General features: G+C 40.4%; 22 protein-coding genes. 19 read left to right on the top strand and 3 right to left on the bottom strand.

Annotation, left to right across the window (positions count from 1 at the left end; translation table 11 throughout):
- The first annotated feature begins 2 nt into the window (after positions 1–2).
- The 3 genes from ACTJKN_RS14175 (at position 3) to ACTJKN_RS14185 (ending at position 1,944) form a co-directional block, all read left to right on the top strand.
- On the top strand, positions 3–1,001 hold the full coding sequence (locus ACTJKN_RS14175) for a chemotaxis protein CheB (protein ID WP_440825915.1): 999 nt from the start codon (positions 3–5) through the stop codon (positions 999–1,001).
- 16 nt (positions 1,002–1,017) lie between these two features.
- Complete coding sequence (locus ACTJKN_RS14180) at positions 1,018–1,665, top strand: response regulator (protein ID WP_440825917.1); 648 nt, start codon at positions 1,018–1,020, stop codon at positions 1,663–1,665.
- An 87-nt stretch (positions 1,666–1,752) separates the two neighbouring features.
- A complete protein-coding gene (locus ACTJKN_RS14185; protein WP_440825919.1) occupies positions 1,753–1,944 on the top strand; it encodes a hypothetical protein in 192 nt (63 codons plus the stop codon).
- 247 nt (positions 1,945–2,191) lie between these two features.
- On the opposite strand, the gene ACTJKN_RS14190 is transcribed toward ACTJKN_RS14185, so the two are convergent.
- Positions 2,192–2,665, bottom strand: coding sequence for a response regulator (locus ACTJKN_RS14190; RefSeq protein ID WP_440825921.1), 474 nt, complete (start codon positions 2,663–2,665; stop codon positions 2,192–2,194).
- 233 nt (positions 2,666–2,898) lie between these two features.
- On the opposite strand from ACTJKN_RS14190, the gene ACTJKN_RS14195 reads away from it, so the two are divergent.
- The 4 genes from ACTJKN_RS14195 (at position 2,899) to ACTJKN_RS14210 (ending at position 4,818) form a co-directional block, all read left to right on the top strand.
- Positions 2,899–3,210, top strand: a complete 312-nt coding sequence (locus tag ACTJKN_RS14195) for a hypothetical protein (protein WP_440825923.1) — start codon at positions 2,899–2,901, stop codon at positions 3,208–3,210.
- A gap of 38 nt (positions 3,211–3,248) precedes the next feature.
- Complete coding sequence (locus tag ACTJKN_RS14200; protein WP_440825925.1) at positions 3,249–3,992, top strand: DUF72 domain-containing protein; 744 nt, start codon at positions 3,249–3,251, stop codon at positions 3,990–3,992.
- 111 nt (positions 3,993–4,103) lie between these two features.
- Complete coding sequence (locus ACTJKN_RS14205) at positions 4,104–4,379, top strand: hypothetical protein (RefSeq protein WP_440825927.1); 276 nt, start codon at positions 4,104–4,106, stop codon at positions 4,377–4,379.
- 58 nt (positions 4,380–4,437) lie between these two features.
- Positions 4,438–4,818: a response regulator transcription factor gene (locus tag ACTJKN_RS14210; RefSeq protein WP_440825928.1), complete on the top strand. Its 381-nt coding sequence runs from the start codon at positions 4,438–4,440 to the stop codon at positions 4,816–4,818.
- A 102-nt stretch (positions 4,819–4,920) separates the two neighbouring features.
- On the opposite strand, the gene ACTJKN_RS14215 is transcribed toward ACTJKN_RS14210, so the two are convergent.
- Positions 4,921–5,424: a hypothetical protein gene (locus tag ACTJKN_RS14215; protein ID WP_440825930.1), complete on the bottom strand. Its 504-nt coding sequence runs from the start codon at positions 5,422–5,424 to the stop codon at positions 4,921–4,923.
- 262 nt (positions 5,425–5,686) lie between these two features.
- Here ACTJKN_RS14215 and ACTJKN_RS14220 point away from each other — a divergent pair, with 262 nt between their 5' ends.
- Entirely contained in the window at positions 5,687–5,887 is a 201-nt protein-coding gene (locus tag ACTJKN_RS14220) for a hypothetical protein (protein ID WP_230145306.1), read from the top strand.
- 55 nt (positions 5,888–5,942) lie between these two features.
- Here ACTJKN_RS14220 and surE read toward each other — a convergent pair whose 3' ends face one another.
- Complete coding sequence (gene surE / locus ACTJKN_RS14225) at positions 5,943–6,671, bottom strand: 5'/3'-nucleotidase SurE (protein WP_440825931.1); 729 nt, start codon at positions 6,669–6,671, stop codon at positions 5,943–5,945.
- 66 nt (positions 6,672–6,737) lie between these two features.
- Here surE and ACTJKN_RS14230 point away from each other — a divergent pair, with 66 nt between their 5' ends.
- The 11 genes from ACTJKN_RS14230 (at position 6,738) to ACTJKN_RS14280 (ending at position 17,203) form a co-directional block, all read left to right on the top strand.
- Positions 6,738–7,658 carry a diacylglycerol/lipid kinase family protein gene (locus ACTJKN_RS14230; protein ID WP_440825933.1) on the top strand — a complete coding sequence of 307 codons (921 nt, stop codon included), beginning with the start codon at positions 6,738–6,740 and terminating at the stop codon, positions 7,656–7,658.
- A 185-nt stretch (positions 7,659–7,843) separates the two neighbouring features.
- The gene (locus tag ACTJKN_RS14235) at positions 7,844–9,415 is read left to right on the top strand and encodes an FAD-dependent oxidoreductase (protein ID WP_440825935.1); all 1,572 of its coding nucleotides are present in this window, start codon (positions 7,844–7,846) and stop codon (positions 9,413–9,415) included.
- Positions 9,416–9,502: 87 nt separating this feature from the next.
- A complete protein-coding gene (locus ACTJKN_RS14240) occupies positions 9,503–9,784 on the top strand; it encodes a hypothetical protein (protein WP_440825937.1) in 282 nt (93 codons plus the stop codon).
- 189 nt (positions 9,785–9,973) lie between these two features.
- The gene (locus ACTJKN_RS14245) at positions 9,974–10,465 is read left to right on the top strand and encodes a CinA family protein (RefSeq protein WP_440825939.1); all 492 of its coding nucleotides are present in this window, start codon (positions 9,974–9,976) and stop codon (positions 10,463–10,465) included.
- A 5-nt stretch (positions 10,466–10,470) separates the two neighbouring features.
- Positions 10,471–11,148: a DUF6766 family protein gene (locus ACTJKN_RS14250; protein ID WP_440825941.1), complete on the top strand. Its 678-nt coding sequence runs from the start codon at positions 10,471–10,473 to the stop codon at positions 11,146–11,148.
- A 29-nt stretch (positions 11,149–11,177) separates the two neighbouring features.
- Positions 11,178–11,972: an inorganic diphosphatase gene (locus tag ACTJKN_RS14255; protein ID WP_440825943.1), complete on the top strand. Its 795-nt coding sequence runs from the start codon at positions 11,178–11,180 to the stop codon at positions 11,970–11,972.
- A gap of 98 nt (positions 11,973–12,070) precedes the next feature.
- On the top strand, positions 12,071–12,628 hold the full coding sequence (locus ACTJKN_RS14260) for a YciE/YciF ferroxidase family protein (RefSeq protein ID WP_230145298.1): 558 nt from the start codon (positions 12,071–12,073) through the stop codon (positions 12,626–12,628).
- 220 nt (positions 12,629–12,848) lie between these two features.
- Positions 12,849–13,730: a glycoside hydrolase family 43 protein gene (locus tag ACTJKN_RS14265; protein WP_440825945.1), complete on the top strand. Its 882-nt coding sequence runs from the start codon at positions 12,849–12,851 to the stop codon at positions 13,728–13,730.
- A 318-nt stretch (positions 13,731–14,048) separates the two neighbouring features.
- On the top strand, positions 14,049–15,128 hold the full coding sequence (locus ACTJKN_RS14270) for an endo-1,4-beta-xylanase (RefSeq protein WP_440825947.1): 1,080 nt from the start codon (positions 14,049–14,051) through the stop codon (positions 15,126–15,128).
- A gap of 90 nt (positions 15,129–15,218) precedes the next feature.
- Complete coding sequence (locus ACTJKN_RS14275; protein ID WP_440825949.1) at positions 15,219–16,058, top strand: sialate O-acetylesterase; 840 nt, start codon at positions 15,219–15,221, stop codon at positions 16,056–16,058.
- 38 nt (positions 16,059–16,096) lie between these two features.
- Positions 16,097–17,203, top strand: a complete 1,107-nt coding sequence (locus ACTJKN_RS14280) for an endo-1,4-beta-xylanase (protein ID WP_440825951.1) — start codon at positions 16,097–16,099, stop codon at positions 17,201–17,203.
- Position 17,204 lies beyond the last annotated feature (1 nt).

Below are 17,204 nucleotides of genomic sequence, written 5' to 3' on the forward strand. Positions count from 1 at the left end.
TCATGTCAAAAAATATCAGAAATATTATTACCATAGGCGCATCTGCGGGAGGACTATCAGCGGTGTCTAAGCTGCTTTCTAAACTTCCTGCCGATCTGGATGCTGCTATATTTATTGTAATCCATTTGGGTAAGGCAGCCCTTGTAGATGTTGTACTTAACATGCTTGGCAAAAATTCGCCGCTTCCGATCAGCATACCAGAAGATGGTACCCCGATCAGCAACGGACAGGTTTACCTTGCACCAGCCGATGCCCATATGATGCTGCAGAAAGGGCACATTTTAATTAAACGGGGCGCTAAAGAAAACCATTGGCGCCCATCTATCGATGTACTGTTCCGCACTGCTGCAGCTGCTTACGATTCGTGTGTAACAGGCATTATACTTACTGGCCTTTTAGATGATGGAACATCTGGAATGGCCGCAATAAAAAAATGCGGTGGCCGTTGCATTGTACAAGAGCCTGAGGGCGCCGAATTTCCTGACATGCCCAACAATGTGATCAACAACATGGAGGTTGATTACCGGGTACAGATTGAAGAAATGGGCTATATTCTTAGCGACCTGTATTCCAGAAATGAATGCGAAGCCGCTGCCGTTCCTGAAGAAGTTAAACTGGAATCAGAAATTACCATCCGAATGTCTACCAGCCTCCCGGCAACCGCTCAGCTCGGGCAGCTTACGCCTTTTACCTGCCCGGATTGCGGAGGGATTCTTACCGAGATTGAAGATCTGAATGGAGAAAAACACTACCGCTGTTTTACCGGTCATGTTTTTAGCGAAAGTTTTTTGGATAATGAGTATGCCGATAAAACAGAAGAAACCCTTTGGGTGGCCATCCGCATGATGGAAGAACGCCGAAACTTTAACAATACCATGCGCAAGGATAATGGCATAAACGAACCGGAGAGGGAAGCCAAAGACAAGGAGCTCCAGGCACACATAGAAAGGCTCAAACTGGTAATGCAGGGGATGGCAAAAGATCGTCAAAAAATTAAATAATTAAACCATAGAAGCCTTGAAAGTAATACTCGCAGAAGATCACAACATTGTTCGAAACGGCATTAAAATGCTTTTGGAATCGCAAGGAGAAATAACGGTTGTAGCCGAAGCTAACAATGGCCTCGAAGTACTCAGCTATTTTGCTGAAGGTGGGCATGCCGATATTGTAATTGCCGACATTAATATGCCTGAAATGGATGGAATCAGCCTGATCGCGCAACTCAGAACGCTGAGTCCCTCTACTCATGTTGTGATGCTCTCTATGCTTGATAATGAAAAATACGTTGCCCAGGCATTTATTGAAGGTGCCCGGGGCTACCTGCTCAAAAATGTAGGCGAGGATGAACTAAATTTCGCACTACGCTACGTAGCTGGCGGAGGCAAATACCTTTGTGCCGAACTGGCCGAAAAGTTGCTCGATAAACTCACCCAAACGACCATACAACACCCCGAAACAAACGGACAGCATATCGATTTTTCACTAAGGGAAATGGAAGTATTACATTTAATCGCCGAAGGATATACGAATACTGAAATGGCCGATAAACTATTTTTAAGTAAACGTACCATTGAGGGGCACCGCCAGGCACTTATAGACAAAACAGGCGCTAAAAATACCGCTGCACTTATCCGCTTTGCGGTAGTCAACGGCTTCATCAATTAGGTCAAAACTCGCAGTAACCAGCCAAAACAACCTGGCAATCTACCCATAACAAAATCTGTTAAATATCCATTTGCGTATGTCTTAGTGATGAAGGCAATGGTAGATAAAAGAGAAAAATTAGCGGTACTTCTTAAAATACGCTCCATTTATTTGAGTGGTTTTGGTGGCTTGCTTAAAAATGGTAAAATAGTAGACCGGAGAGAATTTCCACAGGCGATGCCTATTGGCGAATATGCCAGGTTTGGAATTCCTAAAAGCAAGAAAATTACAGATATCTAACTTAAATGACGGTTGGTATTTAATTAAGCGTTCTTATTAAAAACCTGAGTTCGATAATTATTTGCTAAAAATCATATCTTATGTACGCCTAATCCCGCTTTATCGTCATGCTGAATTTATTTCAGCATCTTGTTAGTGTGAAAGACCCTGAAATAAATTCAGGGTGACGACCGCCTTAACAGAAAACTTGATTAAAACGTCACAAAATGAGACTTGATAATCGAACTCATGTTAAAAGATTGGAAGATTAGTTAAATTTTATACGCCAGGGCTTAAAATACATGAGCATAGCGTTACTGTTTAACTTTTTCGGTTTTTTTTTAAGCAATAAACGTTTTACTGGCTTCAATATCTCTTCAATACTAAAAGGTTTCTCAATAAAACAATCAAATGTACTTCCCTCCAACTGGAGTAAAATACTGCTATAGGCCGAAATGATTACCACCGGAATTTTAGATAAATGCTCATTTTCTTTAAGTGCTGTGCAAATCTCTCCACCATTTACCTTCGGCAAATGGTAGTCAATAATGATGAGGTCTGGCCTGAATGCCGCTATCACATTCATTTCAGGAGCATCTGTCTCTATACGGCAGTAAAATCCCATATCGGTAAAAAGATTTCCAAGCACTTCAGAAAGTGCGGGATCATCCTCAATAATCATTAGCCTCTGCGGCAAATGCACCTGTTTTTCAACCGTAATGAACTGTACCCGTTTTTCCATAACCTTATTGATAACGCTGTTAAGAGCAATTTACCCAAAAACACATCCTTTTGCAATGTGGTTAATACTGTTTTAAAAGAACAAAATACCTGAAATACAAACATTTAAGCATAGTACATTAGTTAAATAAGCTAAACTTATATTTCTGCCATAAAAAATAAAAACAGCCCGAACCAACATCGCTTTTTTATTGTTTATTAATAAATACAGCAATTAAGCAATCAACTGAAATTATGATAAAACTAAAGATGAGAGACCTACCTTTAAACCATAATCAAGAAGATTTGAATTCATTAAAGAAAAAATTTAATGACGGATTAATTGAATCATCATGGAGCGAAAACGGAGAATTGACCTATATTATCAACGATGGGTTGGATTTAAACCAATATGCTAACCTGGCCAAACAAATTCTGGAAAGCGAAGGCGATATTGCCCATGATTTTATTGGCAAGGTTACCAATAAATCGAAAACTTCATCAGCAAGATTCGAATACAGGTCTGGCTGGTTTTTAGATGGCATGGCTGATGGAGAAATTGAATAAGTGGTAGCAGCAATGTGCAAACAAACTGATAACGAAATATGAAATTAGGAAAAGCATACATCGGCACATCGGGATGGAAATACCGTCATTGGGAGGGCAATTTTTATCCAGATGATCTTAAAAAGAAAGATCAGTTTAAATATTTTACCAAACATTTCGATACTGTAGAGCTGAATAATTCATTTTATCGCCAGCCAAGCATCGATAATTTTAAGCAATGGAAATTGCAAAGTCCTAAAAATTTCACTTATGCTGTTAAGGCCAATAGATATTTTACCCACCTCAAGAAATTGAATGTGGAACAGGCCGAAATCCTGGATTTTTTAAAAGCTACTGAAGGGCTGGAAAACAAACTGGGACCTATCCTTTTTCAGCTCCCGCCTAAATGGCAATTAAATACCGAAAGGCTGGAGCGATTTTTAGAAATGCTCCCTAAAAAGCACCGGTATACTTTCGAATTCAGAAATCCAAGTTGGTATCATGATGAGGTATTTACCCTGCTCGCCAAATATAACTGTGCTTTTTGCATTTATGAGCTGGCCGGGCATCAATCTCCTATTTTGAGCACAGCAGATTTTGTGTATATCAGACTACACGGACCTGAAGGAAAATATCAGGGAAGTTATAACAACAATAGTTTAACAAAGTGGGACAACATGTTGATTTCGTGGATGAAAGAAGGAAAAGACATGTACCTCTATTTCGATAATGACCAGGCTGGTTATGCGGCTTTTAATGCGCTCGAAATAAAAAAAATGATCGGCTCAACGCATCAAAAATAATTTAGCAAATAAAAAGTTAAACGAAATACCCAAACTTATATTGGTTAATTTTCGCTTTGCTTAAAACTTTTAATCTAGTGGTTCTGTTATTTTAACAAAGTAAATCGCATTATGGCAAATACCAAAAACGACAGAAAAGACCTTGAGAAAGGGAATCTAAGGAAAAACCAGGAACAGCTAAATCAAATTGCTTTGGGTAATACTGATATAAAAAACACGCCGTTAACCAATAACAACGATCTTTTAAGTTTGCCCAAAACCGATGGCACAGGTTCGAACCCTGCCGCGGCCACCCCCCATTCGCTTATTGTACACGAAGACGAAAAGGATAAAGACAGGTATGAAGAAGGCAACAATAAAGATCAAAAAAATGCCACTAAAGAGTAACGTGAAAACGCAAATGGTATTTTTAATGAACAAATTTTAGTGTACAAACTATTTATTTATGAGTAAACTGATCTGTATACTTGAGGATGATGCAGGGATAAGAGATATATTACAGTTCCTGCTTTTAGAAGAAGGCTACCAGGTAGCATGTTATACTACCGTTAATGAGTTTTTGAGCAGAAAGGATATCAATCCAGACCTTTATTTATTGGACGTAATGCTGCCCGATGGCAACGGCATGGCGGTGTGTAAACTGCTTAAAGCTGATCCTAAAACTGCTGCAACACCGATAATTATGATGAGTGCCCATGCCGATATACAACAAATGACCAGTGGATGTAATGCCGAAGAATTTGTGGTAAAACCCTTTGATATCTTTGTATTATTAAAAAAGATTGTCGATCTGTTAAATTTAAAAGGTGCTGCAAAGGATACATAATTGGTTAATTAAACTTAAACCAACCAGGTTAGCTTAAAACTCTATATCATTACAAGGCGAACATCAAAACGATAAAAACCAAGGCGGCAGCATCAGCTTTGCTTATTTTTTCAAACGTTGGATTTCACTCAAGTCTGCTGTCCAATCGGCGATTTTTGCTTCAGCCCAGGCTCTCAAATCAGGATTGAGCAATCCTGTAGAACCCGTAGCTTTTACATGGAAACCAATCATTTTTTGGTCTGAATCGATAAGAAGTGAATATAACTGCTCAAATTGGACTGGATTATGTTGACGCATTAGTGTTAGTTTTTGTAAGTGTTCTTCTTTGAGCGAAGTTTGCGGAAATTGATCCTGCGTATTTGTATTTGCAGCTAACTGCTGAATATAGGTTTGATTTTCATTCCCTCTCCTGATGCCTAGGCCCTTAATTTCTGGTGTATCAGCCATCTTTTGCAGTTCAAGATTCAACTGCTGCTGATATTGCATTTCAGGATATACAGAGTCGGTAAATTCGCGATCGTGCATGGCAAATTCGGTCTGATCATGCTTACAGCCAAGCAAAAACAGCGAAACAATAAGAAATAGACAAAACTGAGGGTGTTTCATGATTTTAGCGCTTTTACAAAAATTAATTTACCAGTCGATAAACCAGCACAAATTGTTCGGTTTACTTATCCGGTCTTCACCATAAAACAAAGTAAAAACAGAGATGGTTTTATAAAATTAATTGGTTGATGAAGAACCAGTACAAAAAAATACACCACTGGCTATGCGTTGAAAAATTGCACAGACTAAAAGAAAAATTCGTAAAACTTTCACAAAAGCACAATTGTTTTATTGCTAGTATTTTAACAATAATTCTATTCTTATGAAAAAACTTATGATGATGATGCTGGCCTGCTCAATCTGCCTGGCATCGGTTGCACAAACACGGCAAGACACCACCAAAAAAAAGACAGAAAAAACAAAACCTGCAAAGAAAAGCAAAGAATGGCCGTCTAAAAAAGACACCACCAAACGTGACACACTCAAACGTGACACGATGCAAAAAACCAATCCAGTACATTAAGCAAGGGCCCTCACGGGCCTTTTTTAATGCATTAACAATTTCTAAAAAATTTAAGCTATTTAGACATCAAGTGGCTTACAAGCTCAACCTCATTGGTCAAATCTAACCGCAATGGCGTAATAGAAACATAACCATGGTCAACAGCCCAACGGTCGGTGTCTTCTTCGGCTGGTTCAAGCGGAGTTACCGTAATCCAAAAATGTTTCCTTCCCATCGGATCTTCTCCCGGAACAACATTTCCATCATACAGGCGCACGGACTGCCGCGTCCACTTAATACCTTTAGGTTCTGGCGGAAAATTAACATTATACAGGGCAAGCTCGTTGTTTATAAATAATTCCTTGAGTGAACTGACCACAAAGGTTTTTAGTTTTTCGAAATCAGGTTCGGTACGGCCAACCGGCGTACTTAAAGCAATGCCTTTTACGCCCAAAAGAACGGCTTGTTTTGCCGCAGCCAATGTTCCCGAATGCCACATGGAATTGCCTAAATTTGGTCCCATATTAATGCCCGAAAGCACCACGTTGGTATCAGGATATAGGTGCAGGCCAAGTGCAACACAATCGGCCGGTGTACCGTTTACCCTAAAGGCGTCTATCCCCTCAAAAGCAATCGGCGATTTCTTGTAACTCAAAGGCCGCGAATGTGTTATTGCGTGGCCCATGGATGACTGTTCTACATCAGGGGCAACAATTCTTACTGTGCCAAAAGTTCTGGCAATGTTGGCAAGTGCTGCTATTCCGGGGCTGTAAATGCCGTCGTCATTGGTGATCAAGATATTCATTTCTATTTTTTTTACTGTTCATACCTCTTAATAAAACTAAGTCTGGCCTATATTGTTCAGATAAAGATGAAAAAGCCAGCGCCTTTAGTTCATGTAATCCATAATCCTGGAGCGGGACAGCAAAAACATTCAGAAAAAAAACTCTCGTCAGCCATTGAGCGTCATGGTTTTTCGGTAGATTACGCCTCGTCTGAAAAACGTTCGTTAAAAGATATCCGACCTGAAACTTCATTTATTGTCATTGCTGGCGGCGATGGAACCATAAAAAAAACAATTATCAAACTTCTTGATAAAAAACTGCGTTACAAACGGCCGGTAGCGCTTCTCCCTTTCGGTACTGCAAACAATATTGCAACCTCTCTTGGTATTTCAGACGATCTGGACCGTAATATAGCTTCCTGGTCTAATTACAATCTGCGAAAATTTGATATCGGACAGGTTACCGGAACAGCAGAACCACTGTTTTTCATCGAATCTTTTGGCTTTGGCATTTTTCCTAAACTGATGCAAAAGCTCGAAGGCATGGATACCACAACAATCAAAACGGCTGAGGATGAATTCGAAATTGCACTGGATACGCTATTGGCAATTACCGAAACCTATGCTGCTCATACCTGTAGTATAGAGTTCCCGGATGAAAAAATAAGGAAAAAATGTATCATGGTCGAAATCATGAATATTTCGCGCCTTGGTCCTAATTTGAGGTTAAGCGAACATGCCGATCCCAGTGATGGTTTTTTTGATGTGGTAATTGTAGAAGAAAACCAAAGGGAAATCCTAAAAAACTATATTGCAGAAGTTGCAAAAGGAAAAGATATAGTGTTTCCTGTACCGCCGATAAGAACAAAACATTTAAAGATAAAATGGAACGGAAAAGATGCACACGTAGATGACCAACTGATAAATGACATAAAAAAGAGCGGTTTAAAAGTAAACCTGATGCACAGCCTTGTAGAAATAATGGTTGAAAGTGAAAAACTCAAATAAATTTGCGCCATTTAACACTGTCATTACCGATCATCCTACTTATCAAAGATTCTCCAGAAATTAACCGGTCTTTTTTTATCCAAAAAGAACAACCTTCTGTTCAAGGTAAAAAGATAAGCCCCGGAAAATCACGTATAATTCAAAAACCTTTGCGCTTTACCTCCTGTTTAGTATAAAAACAGCTTATGGAAAACCGTACAGACCTTATGTCCGCCAGGGACGGAGAAAATGAAAGTTTATGGCAGGGATCGCATCCCCGCCTGGAGATCAAACCGCTTAAAGAAAATATAATTTACGATGTAGTAATCATTGGTGGAGGGATTACAGGTGTAACCACTGCACTTGAACTACAGCGAAAGGGTAAAAAATGTCTTTTGATGGAAGCGCAAAACCTGGGCTTCGGTACAACAGGTGGCACAAGCGCACACCTGAATACCTTTTTGGATGCCACCTACCCGGAGATCGATAGCGATTTTGGAAAAGAAGCCTCTGCCCAACTTGCCCGTGCAACAAAAGAAATAATCGAAATGATCCGCAGCAATATCAATGCGCTCGAAATCGATGCAGACTTTGAATACAAAGATGCCTTCCTCTTCTCACAGAACCAGGAAGAAACCGAGCAGCTAAAATCTATCCTTTCCTCTTCCCGGCAGGCTGGTGTTAAGGTAAGCGAAGTGCTTGAAAACGGCATTCCAATCGATTTCCAACACGTATTATTATTTAAAGAGCAAGCGCAATTCCATCCCATAAAATATATACTTGGCCTCGCCAGAGAATTCCTTAAACTGGGCGGAGATATCCTGGAGCATACCTTTGTTGAAAACAGCGAGTATAAAGACGAGATCCACTATATAAAAGCAGGTAATATAACCGTTCAGGGCAGACATTTGGTATGGGCTACACACATTCCGCCTGGAATTAATATCCTGTCGCTCAGGAATGCGCCTTACCGAAGTTATGTACTGGCCGTTAAACTTAAAAACGGAGATTACCCTAACTGCCTGGCCTATGATATGCAAGAGCCTTACCACTACTTCCGAAGTCATGAAATAGATGGAGATCAATACTTGTTAATTGGTGGCGCTGACCATAAGACGGGACATGATGATCCGGAAAAGGCCTTTTCAGCTTTAGAGAAATATGCAAGGGAAAACTTTGACATCAGCTCAATCGATTATCGATGGTCATCACAGTATTATGTTCCTGTAGATGGCCTACCCTATATTGGGCAGTTTCCGGGTGGTGATGCAAATAGCTTTGTAGCAACAGGTTTTAACGGGAACGGGATGATTTTCGGCAGTCTTTCGGCAATGATCTTGACCGATTTGATATTGGGTATTGAAAACGATCTTGCAAAACTGCTCAGCCCGTCGCGATTGAAACCTATTTCTGGTTTTATGGATTTTGTGCAGGAAAATGCAGACGTGGCCTATCATTTCGTTGCTGACCGGTTTGGAACAGAAATTATCCAGTCAACAAAAGAACTAGAAAACGATGAAGGCAAAATAGTAGAACTAGACGGCAAAAAGCTCGCTTTGTATAAAGATCTAAACGGCCAGGCTATCGCCTTAAGCCCTGTATGCACACATGCCGGTTGCATTGTTAACTGGAACGCCAGTGAAAAGAGCTGGGACTGCCCTTGTCACGGAGGCAGATTCACTACTGATGGTAAGGTTCTTACCGGGCCACCAAGGAAAGCATTGGAGAGAATAGAAATCCAGAAGACTGGACAGCCTGATAAAAAAGCTCAGCTATAAATCTGAACAAAGATTTCAACCTTTACCAAAGGGAGCTAAAAAAGATCAATGTCCAAACAAATCCATCAACATTAGGGTTGTAATTTTATGGTTCCATTTAATATCCAGATCGATCATGGTGATGATAAAATTACCCTGACCATTATTCCAAAGGAAGATTATTATATAATCGTTTATTTTGGCGGTATTCTCGGTGCCATCAGAAAAATGGGGCTCGACTGGATACTACTCCAGCAGGAAGAGATTGATCCTGGAATACTAGCATATTTCGACCATAAACTGAATTCAGAAGCGGCACAGGTATCATTAGGCATTCATGAAATTAACCTCATTGCGGGCGAAATTGAAAATCATCTTGTAAATCAGTGATTAATAAAAGCCTTAGCCAGACCTTCGTTTTGTTGATCACAAAAGTTCTGCGCTTACCCAACACTAATAAAACCATTTATCAATAAAGGTTGTTATTTAGGCCAAAAGACCTCCACACTATCGCGATCAGGCTCTGCAAAGACCTGCAAACTGATCTGTTAATGTTGAGGCCAATAGTCAGATTTTACAATGGAGAACAAGATGAAAAGTGTAGGCAAAATGCTTATTGCCAGAAACCTCACAATTGCTTTTGCTGAAAGCGCAACCGCAGGCCGGCTTTCTGCGGATTTTTCGATGATAGAAAATGCTGGCAAATTCCTTAAAGGAGGTATTACCTGTTATGATGCCTGTTTAAAGGAAGATCTTTTACAGGTTGACGCCTCGTTGATCAAGACCTACACCCCTGAATCAATGGAGGTTACAAAGGCCATAACCCTGGGACTGTCGAAATTGATAGAAGCAGACATCCATATCGGCATCACCGGACTTGCAGCGCCAGGAGGAAGTGAAACACAGGAAAAACCAGTAGGCACCATGTTCATCTACGCTACCCACCACAACGAACTGGCTTTTTCGGAAAGGCTCAATTTTACCGGCAGTCGTGAGGAAATTGTTGCAGCAACCGTATTGGCTTGCGCAACCATGTTAGAAGATTACCTCACCTCTTTGGATAACCAATAATAGATATGAAAGCAAAGAAAGTATTTCCAAAAAAGACCTGGCTGTACCGAAATGGGCTCTCCATAACCTTTATCAGCCTATTTGTTTTTACACTCCTGGCACAGGCGATTACCGGCTGGAAAGAACACAATAGTGAACTCAGCGACGAGGGAGCTTCGCCGATCTCTTTTAATAATTACCTTCATACTGGGCATTTTATTTCCGCCACTTTCGAAAATTTTGAAAGCGAATTTCTGCAAATGGTTCTTTATGTGCTGCTAACCGTAAAACTGCGTCAGATCGGTTCTGCCGAGTCTAAAAAACTTGATGAAGAAGAAGAGGTAGACCGCGAGCCTGTTGCCTCGGAGAGTGCCCCATGGCCTGTACGCCAGGGCGGGCTGATCTTAAAGCTGTATTCCAACTCACTTTCTATTGCTTTTAGCATACTTTTTCTGTTAAGCTGGTACCTCCATTTTTATGGTAGCTGGCGAGATCACAACGCTGAGCAAATATTAAAAGGTAAAGCAACAGATACCATGACCGCCTATCTTGGCCAGGCCAACTTTTGGTTCGAGACCTTTCAAAACTGGCAGAGCGAATTCCTTTCAGTAGCTGCTATTGTGGTATTTACCATTTTCTTAAGACAGAAAGGTTCTCCGGAATCTAAGCCGGTAGATGCACCGCACATGGAAACCGGAAAATAAAAAGACCAGAAATATTAAAATTGATCCTGATGGATAAATTGGTACAGGCCATTATTGAAAGCCCAAAAGGCAGTCGCCAGAAATTTGATTATGAACCCAAGAGCAATATTTTTATCCTGAGCAAATTATTGCCTGCTGGGATGGTTTTTCCTTTTGATTTTGGCTTTTTACCCGGAACTGTAGGAGAAGACGGTGATCCCCTTGATATCGTGGTCATCTCCGAACTCAAAAATTTTACAGGCTGTGCGGTAGAATGCAGGATAATTGGAGGGATAAAGGCTCAAAAGCGCGAGCAAGATGGGAAAACAGTACGTAACGATCGTTTTATCGCGATAGCTAACATAAGTACAGCATACGCAAAAATAAATTCATTAAAGGACCTCCCCTCGGGGTTATTGACAGCTATAGAAGAATTTTTTGTAAACTACAACAAACAAGCTGAAAAGTCTTTTGATATACTCGGGCATATCCAAACTGATCAGGCCTTCAAACTGATCGAGAAAAGCTACGGGAAAAATCCTGATAAACAGAAACTCATCCAATTGTTTTTGCCCCTTACAGACCTTCCTGCTGCTGATACAAGGCTAAAAACACTCGAGCAGCTGCTGATAAAAAAATTCGGCGGGCTTAGCATCTATGCACACCAACCCGTGTTAGGTAAATGGCAGGACCAGACAAGGCTGGAAAAAGATAAAATGATTGTGTTTGAAGTTATGGTGGCATTATTTGATAAAGAATTTTGGAAAGCCATCAAAAGTAAACTCGAAAAACAGTTTCATCAAAAAGAAATACTGATCAGAGTGTTTGATATTGGGGTTATCTGAGGTACTGAATACATCAGGGAGCGCTTAAAATGAAATACATAAAACCATTTGAAATTTCAACCTGTTCTATAGACATCAAAACCTATTAAAATATAATTATGGCAACTACAAAAACAGCGGGCAACAAAGCCTCAAAGTCTACATCAAAAACAGGAAAAATAGAAAATTCTGAATTCCATGATTTTTTTATTGATGAATTAAAGGATATTTATTGGGCAGAAAAACACCTTGCTAAAGCGCTTCCAAAAATGCAGAAAGCGGCCACCAGCCCTGAGCTTGCAGCTGCTTTTGAAAAACACACAACTGAAACCCAACAACATGTGACTACACTGGAAGAAGTTTTTGGACTTTTAGGTGAAAAACCAGCGGCTAAAAAGTGTGATGCAATGGCAGGTTTACTGGAAGAGGCCGATGGAATTATCGCCGATACCGACAAAGGTACGATGATAAGAGATGCAGGACTCATCCTGGCGGCTCAAAAAGTGGAACATTATGAAATTGCAACCTATGGTACCCTTAGGGTGTTTGCCGAAAATATAGGACACACGGACATTGCCGAACTTCTTTCTCAAACCCTTGAAAATGAAAAGGCAACCGATGTGGCACTTACCGAGATTGCTGTCAACGCGGTTAACGAAGAGGCCGTTGCAGAATAAAAATAGGGTGTATCATAAGGGCGATTTCACCCCGGATGCTGTCATGTTGTCCAAAAGACTCCTACTGAAAGCCTCCAATAGAATGGTCGTCATCTCGACTGTAGCGCAGCGAAATGGAGAGATCTTTGTACCAAGTTATTGAAATCAAATTTAAAAGATTTCTCCACTACGGTCGAAATGACGATACTTCGAGACCATCTAGTGTTATTATTCAAATGATATGATCAACACAGGAAATCCCATATTCAGCCACAAATTCACTTCTGACCCAACTGTTTTGTTATACGATCAGAAAGTATACTTATACACCGGGCACGATGAAGCACCGCCAGGGGTACAAAGCTACGTCATGCGCAACTGGCTCTGCTTTTCTTCTGCCGACCTGATCAACTGGGAAGAACATCAGGTACCATTGCAGGCAAAAGATTTTAGCTGGGCCAGCGGGGATGCATTTGCATCTTGTGTGGTTTTTAACAAACAGCAATTTTATTGGTTTGCTGCAGTCTCCCATCGCGATATACCAGGCAAAGCAATTGCACTAGGCATATCAGAAACACCTACGGGTCCTTTCCGTGATGCATTAGGATCGGCACTAATTACAGGGGATGATATTCCTCTCGACAAAAATCCAATGGCGAACCTAGATCCTTCTGTAATCATTGACACCGACGGGCAGGCATATATCTTTTGGGGTAACCAAAAGTGCTATTTCGCTAAATTAAGTGACGACATGCTCAGTTTGCAGGGCAAAATCAATACGATTGAGCTACCTGGTTTCTCTGAAGGTGCGCATGTTTTTAAACGAAACGACTGGTATTATCTAACTTACGGTTATGGCAATCCTGAAAAGGTAGCCTATGCTATGAGCCCCAGCATACATGGGCCATGGATATTTAAAGGAATATTGAATGAACTGGCCGGAAACTGCGAAACAAACCGTCCTGCCATTGTCGAATTCAAAGGAAAAAACTACTTCTTTTACCATAACGGTGCATTAAAAGGCGGAGGCAGTCACAGGCGTTCGGTCTGCGTTGATTATCTTTATTATAATCCAGATGGGACAATCAAGCGGGTGCTCATGACCAGCGAAGGATTGCGCTAGCGCGCTCTGACCAAAGAAAGCTAGACTGCTTGCAATTTGAACTAATTTTCACCGAAATATCTCCCGCACAAATTTCACATTAACGTCTTGTGGATTAGATCCAGATCTGACCACCAAAAAACACCGTCCTAACACACTCCAGCAATGATTTAATGGTTCTAATCCAGATTGCTGCATTTGCATTTACTAGGGAAGCATAAATAAACAAGTGTTACAAAAAACACCCGATTATTCAAATGTACTAGTAAAAATGACGAAATAAACTATCCCCATAGCCACAATCCGAATAATTTAGCCTACTGATCATCAAACCAGATTATGAGCCGAAAGCCAAATAAATTATTAGCGATTCTTCTATTCCTTTTCTTAGGAATCCTAACCTTAAGTGCATACAAAAGAGCCAGCGGGCTTAAAGATTACTATAAAAATTATTTTCCCATAGGTGTTGCCGTTAAGCCGAGCGATCTCCATAATCAAGAAAAAGCCCTGATTTTAACACATTTTAATAGTATCACAGCAGAAAATGCAATGAAAATGGGTCCAATACACCCTTTTGAAAATAGGTTTTTCTGGAAAATTGCAGATTCAATTGTTCAATTTGGATTAGAGAACAAAATAAAAGTAAGGGGCCACTGCTTAGTCTGGTATGCCCAAACACCAAGATGGCTATTTAAAGACTCCACAGGAAACCAGGTAACTAAAGAAGTGTTACTTTCCAGGATCAAAAACCATATTAACACCGTTGTATCCCGTTATCGTGGGAAAATTTATGCCTGGGATGTAGTGAATGAAGTAATTGCAGATGACACCAGTACTTTCCGAAAATCTCAGCTGTATAATATTGCCGGAGAGGATTTCATTGAACAAGCATTTAGGGATGCACATGCGGCAGATCCAAAAGCCTTGTTGTTTTATAACGATTATAATACGGAAAATCCTATAAGACGGGATAAGATCTATCAGATGCTTAAAAAGCTGTTAGCCAAAGGAGTTCCTATCCATGGCGTTGGATTACAGGCACATTGGTCTATCAGTAACCCTACCCGCTCCGAACTTGAAAAATCCATTGAATTGTTTTCATCTCTTGGTCTTCAGATCCAATTTACCGAGTTAGATATTTCCGTGTATTCGGGAAGACAGGGTGGCCAGATGATTACAGGAGAAAAAGGCACTGATGCAGCTGTTTTTACACCAGAAATGGAACAACAGCAATTGGAAAAATACAAGATGGTTTTTGAGGTGTTCAGAAAATATAAAAAAAACATTACAGGTGTTACCTTTTGGAACCTCTCCGACCGGTATAGCTGGCTTGATGCCAGAGGTAGGAAAAACTTTCCATTACTATTTGATGCCGATTTAAAACCCAAAAAAGCATACTACGAGGTTACAAAGTTTTAAACAAACAACCATTTGATGATTAAAGACAATAGCTACTGCTAAATCATCAGTTATTAAGCGTAACAATACATATATCAATTATAACCAAATATGACTAAACTACGTGCCATCTTTACTTGCGCAGCTTTATTGCTGATCAGTATTCCCTCATTTTCACAAGATTCAAATTTTTATATATTTCTGTGTTTCGGACAATCGAACATGGAAGGTGCCGCCAAATTTGAAACACAAGATACTACAGCGGTTAACCAACGGTTTCGCCTGTTGGAAGCCGTTAATTGCGACAACTTAAATCGTACAAAAGGCAACTGGTATACTGCTGTTCCACCGCTAACACGATGTAAAACGGGACTGGGCCCGGTAGATTATTTCGGTCGGACACTTGTTGCCAACCTGCCCAAAAATATTAAAATCGGTGTAATCAATGTCGCCGTAGGCGGATGTAAAATTGAACTGTTCGACAAAGAAAATTACCAATCCTACACGGCAACAGCGCCAGATTGGATGAAGGGTATGTTAGCTGAATATGAGGGAAACCCATATGCCCGTATGGTAGAGATGGCTAAAATTGCACAGCAAAGTGGCATAATCAAAGGAATATTGTTGCATCAGGGAGAATCAAACACCGGTGACAAGGCCTGGCCTGAAAAAGTAAAGGGCGTATATGAAAACTTATTAAGAGACCTGAAATTAGAAGCTAAAAATACGCCACTACTGGCCGGAGAAGTGGTAAATGCCGATCAGGGCGGAGTTTGTGCCAACATGAATGCTATTATTGCAACTTTACCGCAAACCATCCCCAACGCACACGTTATTTCTTCTGCGGGCTGCCCTGATGGACCGGACAATCTTCATTTTTCTGCCGAAGGCTACCGCATGTTAGGCAAAAGATATGGAGAAAAGATGCTGAGTTTACTTGGCAAAAAATAATCAAATAGCCTATACTTTTCCGAACTGATCAAGATACAATGAGTGCCAAAAATATATTTTCTAGTTATATCCTATTTCTATTCTTCTTACTGGGCTTCGGAGGATGTAAAACGGGACAATCGGTTTCCAGTTATCAAACAGATAGCAGGGGATTAAAAGATTTTTACAAAGATTACTTCTCAATTGGTGTTGCCGTTGGCAAAAGAAATCTGAGCGGAGAGGAAGGTGCGTTGATCAAAAAACATTTTAACAGCATTACAGCAGAAAACGACATGAAAATGGAGTCGATGCAGCCTATAGAGGGTAAATTTAATTGGCGGGAAGCGGATTCAATTATCAGCTTTGCAGCGCAAAATAACATCAAAGTACGTGGCCATAATTTATGCTGGCACGAACAGGCACCCTCATGGTTTTTCACTGATAAGGAGGGAAAGGAAGTAAGTAAAATAGTGTTGCTACAACGGTTGAAGGCACATATTGATGCCGTAGTTGGGCGATATAAGGGAAAAATATATGCCTGGGATGTGGTAAATGAGGCTATTGATGACGATTCTACAAAATACTTAAGAAATTCGAAATGGTACCAAATCTGTGGTGAAGACTTTATCATTAAAGCCTTTGAATATGCACATGCCGCCGATCCTGATGCAAAGCTTTATTACAATGATTACAATACCGAACGACCAGAAAAAAGAGAACGCGTATACAAGTTACTCAAAAGCCTGAAAGACAAAGATGTACCTATAGACGGTGTTGGCCTCCAGGCACATTGGTCTATCTACGAACCTAGTGAAAAAGAACTCGTTACCGCAATTGAACGCTATTCATCTTTAGGCCTTAAAATACAGTTTACCGAGTTAGATCTTTCCATTTATCCATGGGAGAAAAATAAACGTGCCAAACGTGCGAATGAAAGCGATGCTTACACCGCCGAACTTGAAAATCAACAGGTTGCAAAATACAAAATGGTGTTCAACGTATTCAGAAAGTATAAAAGTGTAATCACCAACGTTACCTTCTGGAACATTTCTGATCGTCGTACCTGGCTGGATGGTTATCCTGTACCTGGCCGCAAAAATTACCCCCTACTTTTCGACACGCAATTAAAACCAAAAAGAGCCTATTGGAGCGTTATTAAATTTTAAG

The sequence above is a fragment of the Pedobacter sp. 22163 genome (assembly GCF_052045595.1).
Taxonomy (GTDB): domain Bacteria; phylum Bacteroidota; class Bacteroidia; order Sphingobacteriales; family Sphingobacteriaceae; genus Pedobacter.

Excerpts from the sequence above, each read along its gene's own strand:
- ACTJKN_RS14200 (WP_440825925.1), top strand. The coding sequence starts at position 3,249 with ATGAAATTAGGAAAAGCATACATCGGCACATCGGGATGGAAATACCGT.
- ACTJKN_RS14240 (WP_440825937.1), top strand. The coding sequence starts at position 9,503 with ATGGTTCCATTTAATATCCAGATCGATCATGGTGATGATAAAATTACC.
- ACTJKN_RS14220 (WP_230145306.1), top strand. The coding sequence starts at position 5,687 with ATGAAAAAACTTATGATGATGATGCTGGCCTGCTCAATCTGCCTGGCA.
- ACTJKN_RS14280 (WP_440825951.1), top strand. The coding sequence starts at position 16,097 with ATGAGTGCCAAAAATATATTTTCTAGTTATATCCTATTTCTATTCTTC.
- ACTJKN_RS14215 (WP_440825930.1), bottom strand. The coding sequence starts at position 5,424 with ATGAAACACCCTCAGTTTTGTCTATTTCTTATTGTTTCGCTGTTTTTG.
- ACTJKN_RS14195 (WP_440825923.1), top strand. The coding sequence starts at position 2,899 with ATGATAAAACTAAAGATGAGAGACCTACCTTTAAACCATAATCAAGAA.
- ACTJKN_RS14185 (WP_440825919.1), top strand. The coding sequence starts at position 1,753 with ATGAAGGCAATGGTAGATAAAAGAGAAAAATTAGCGGTACTTCTTAAA.
- ACTJKN_RS14260 (WP_230145298.1), top strand. The coding sequence starts at position 12,071 with ATGGCAACTACAAAAACAGCGGGCAACAAAGCCTCAAAGTCTACATCA.
- surE (WP_440825931.1), bottom strand. The coding sequence starts at position 6,671 with ATGAATATCTTGATCACCAATGACGACGGCATTTACAGCCCCGGAATA.
- ACTJKN_RS14275 (WP_440825949.1), top strand. The coding sequence starts at position 15,219 with ATGACTAAACTACGTGCCATCTTTACTTGCGCAGCTTTATTGCTGATC.
- ACTJKN_RS14270 (WP_440825947.1), top strand. The coding sequence starts at position 14,049 with ATGAGCCGAAAGCCAAATAAATTATTAGCGATTCTTCTATTCCTTTTC.
- ACTJKN_RS14230 (WP_440825933.1), top strand. The coding sequence starts at position 6,738 with ATGAAAAAGCCAGCGCCTTTAGTTCATGTAATCCATAATCCTGGAGCG.
- ACTJKN_RS14235 (WP_440825935.1), top strand. The coding sequence starts at position 7,844 with ATGGAAAACCGTACAGACCTTATGTCCGCCAGGGACGGAGAAAATGAA.
- ACTJKN_RS14205 (WP_440825927.1), top strand. The coding sequence starts at position 4,104 with ATGGCAAATACCAAAAACGACAGAAAAGACCTTGAGAAAGGGAATCTA.
- ACTJKN_RS14210 (WP_440825928.1), top strand. The coding sequence starts at position 4,438 with ATGAGTAAACTGATCTGTATACTTGAGGATGATGCAGGGATAAGAGAT.
- ACTJKN_RS14265 (WP_440825945.1), top strand. The coding sequence starts at position 12,849 with ATGATCAACACAGGAAATCCCATATTCAGCCACAAATTCACTTCTGAC.
- ACTJKN_RS14190 (WP_440825921.1), bottom strand. The coding sequence starts at position 2,665 with ATGGAAAAACGGGTACAGTTCATTACGGTTGAAAAACAGGTGCATTTG.
- ACTJKN_RS14250 (WP_440825941.1), top strand. The coding sequence starts at position 10,471 with ATGAAAGCAAAGAAAGTATTTCCAAAAAAGACCTGGCTGTACCGAAAT.
- ACTJKN_RS14245 (WP_440825939.1), top strand. The coding sequence starts at position 9,974 with ATGGAGAACAAGATGAAAAGTGTAGGCAAAATGCTTATTGCCAGAAAC.
- ACTJKN_RS14175 (WP_440825915.1), top strand. The coding sequence starts at position 3 with ATGTCAAAAAATATCAGAAATATTATTACCATAGGCGCATCTGCGGGA.
- ACTJKN_RS14255 (WP_440825943.1), top strand. The coding sequence starts at position 11,178 with ATGGATAAATTGGTACAGGCCATTATTGAAAGCCCAAAAGGCAGTCGC.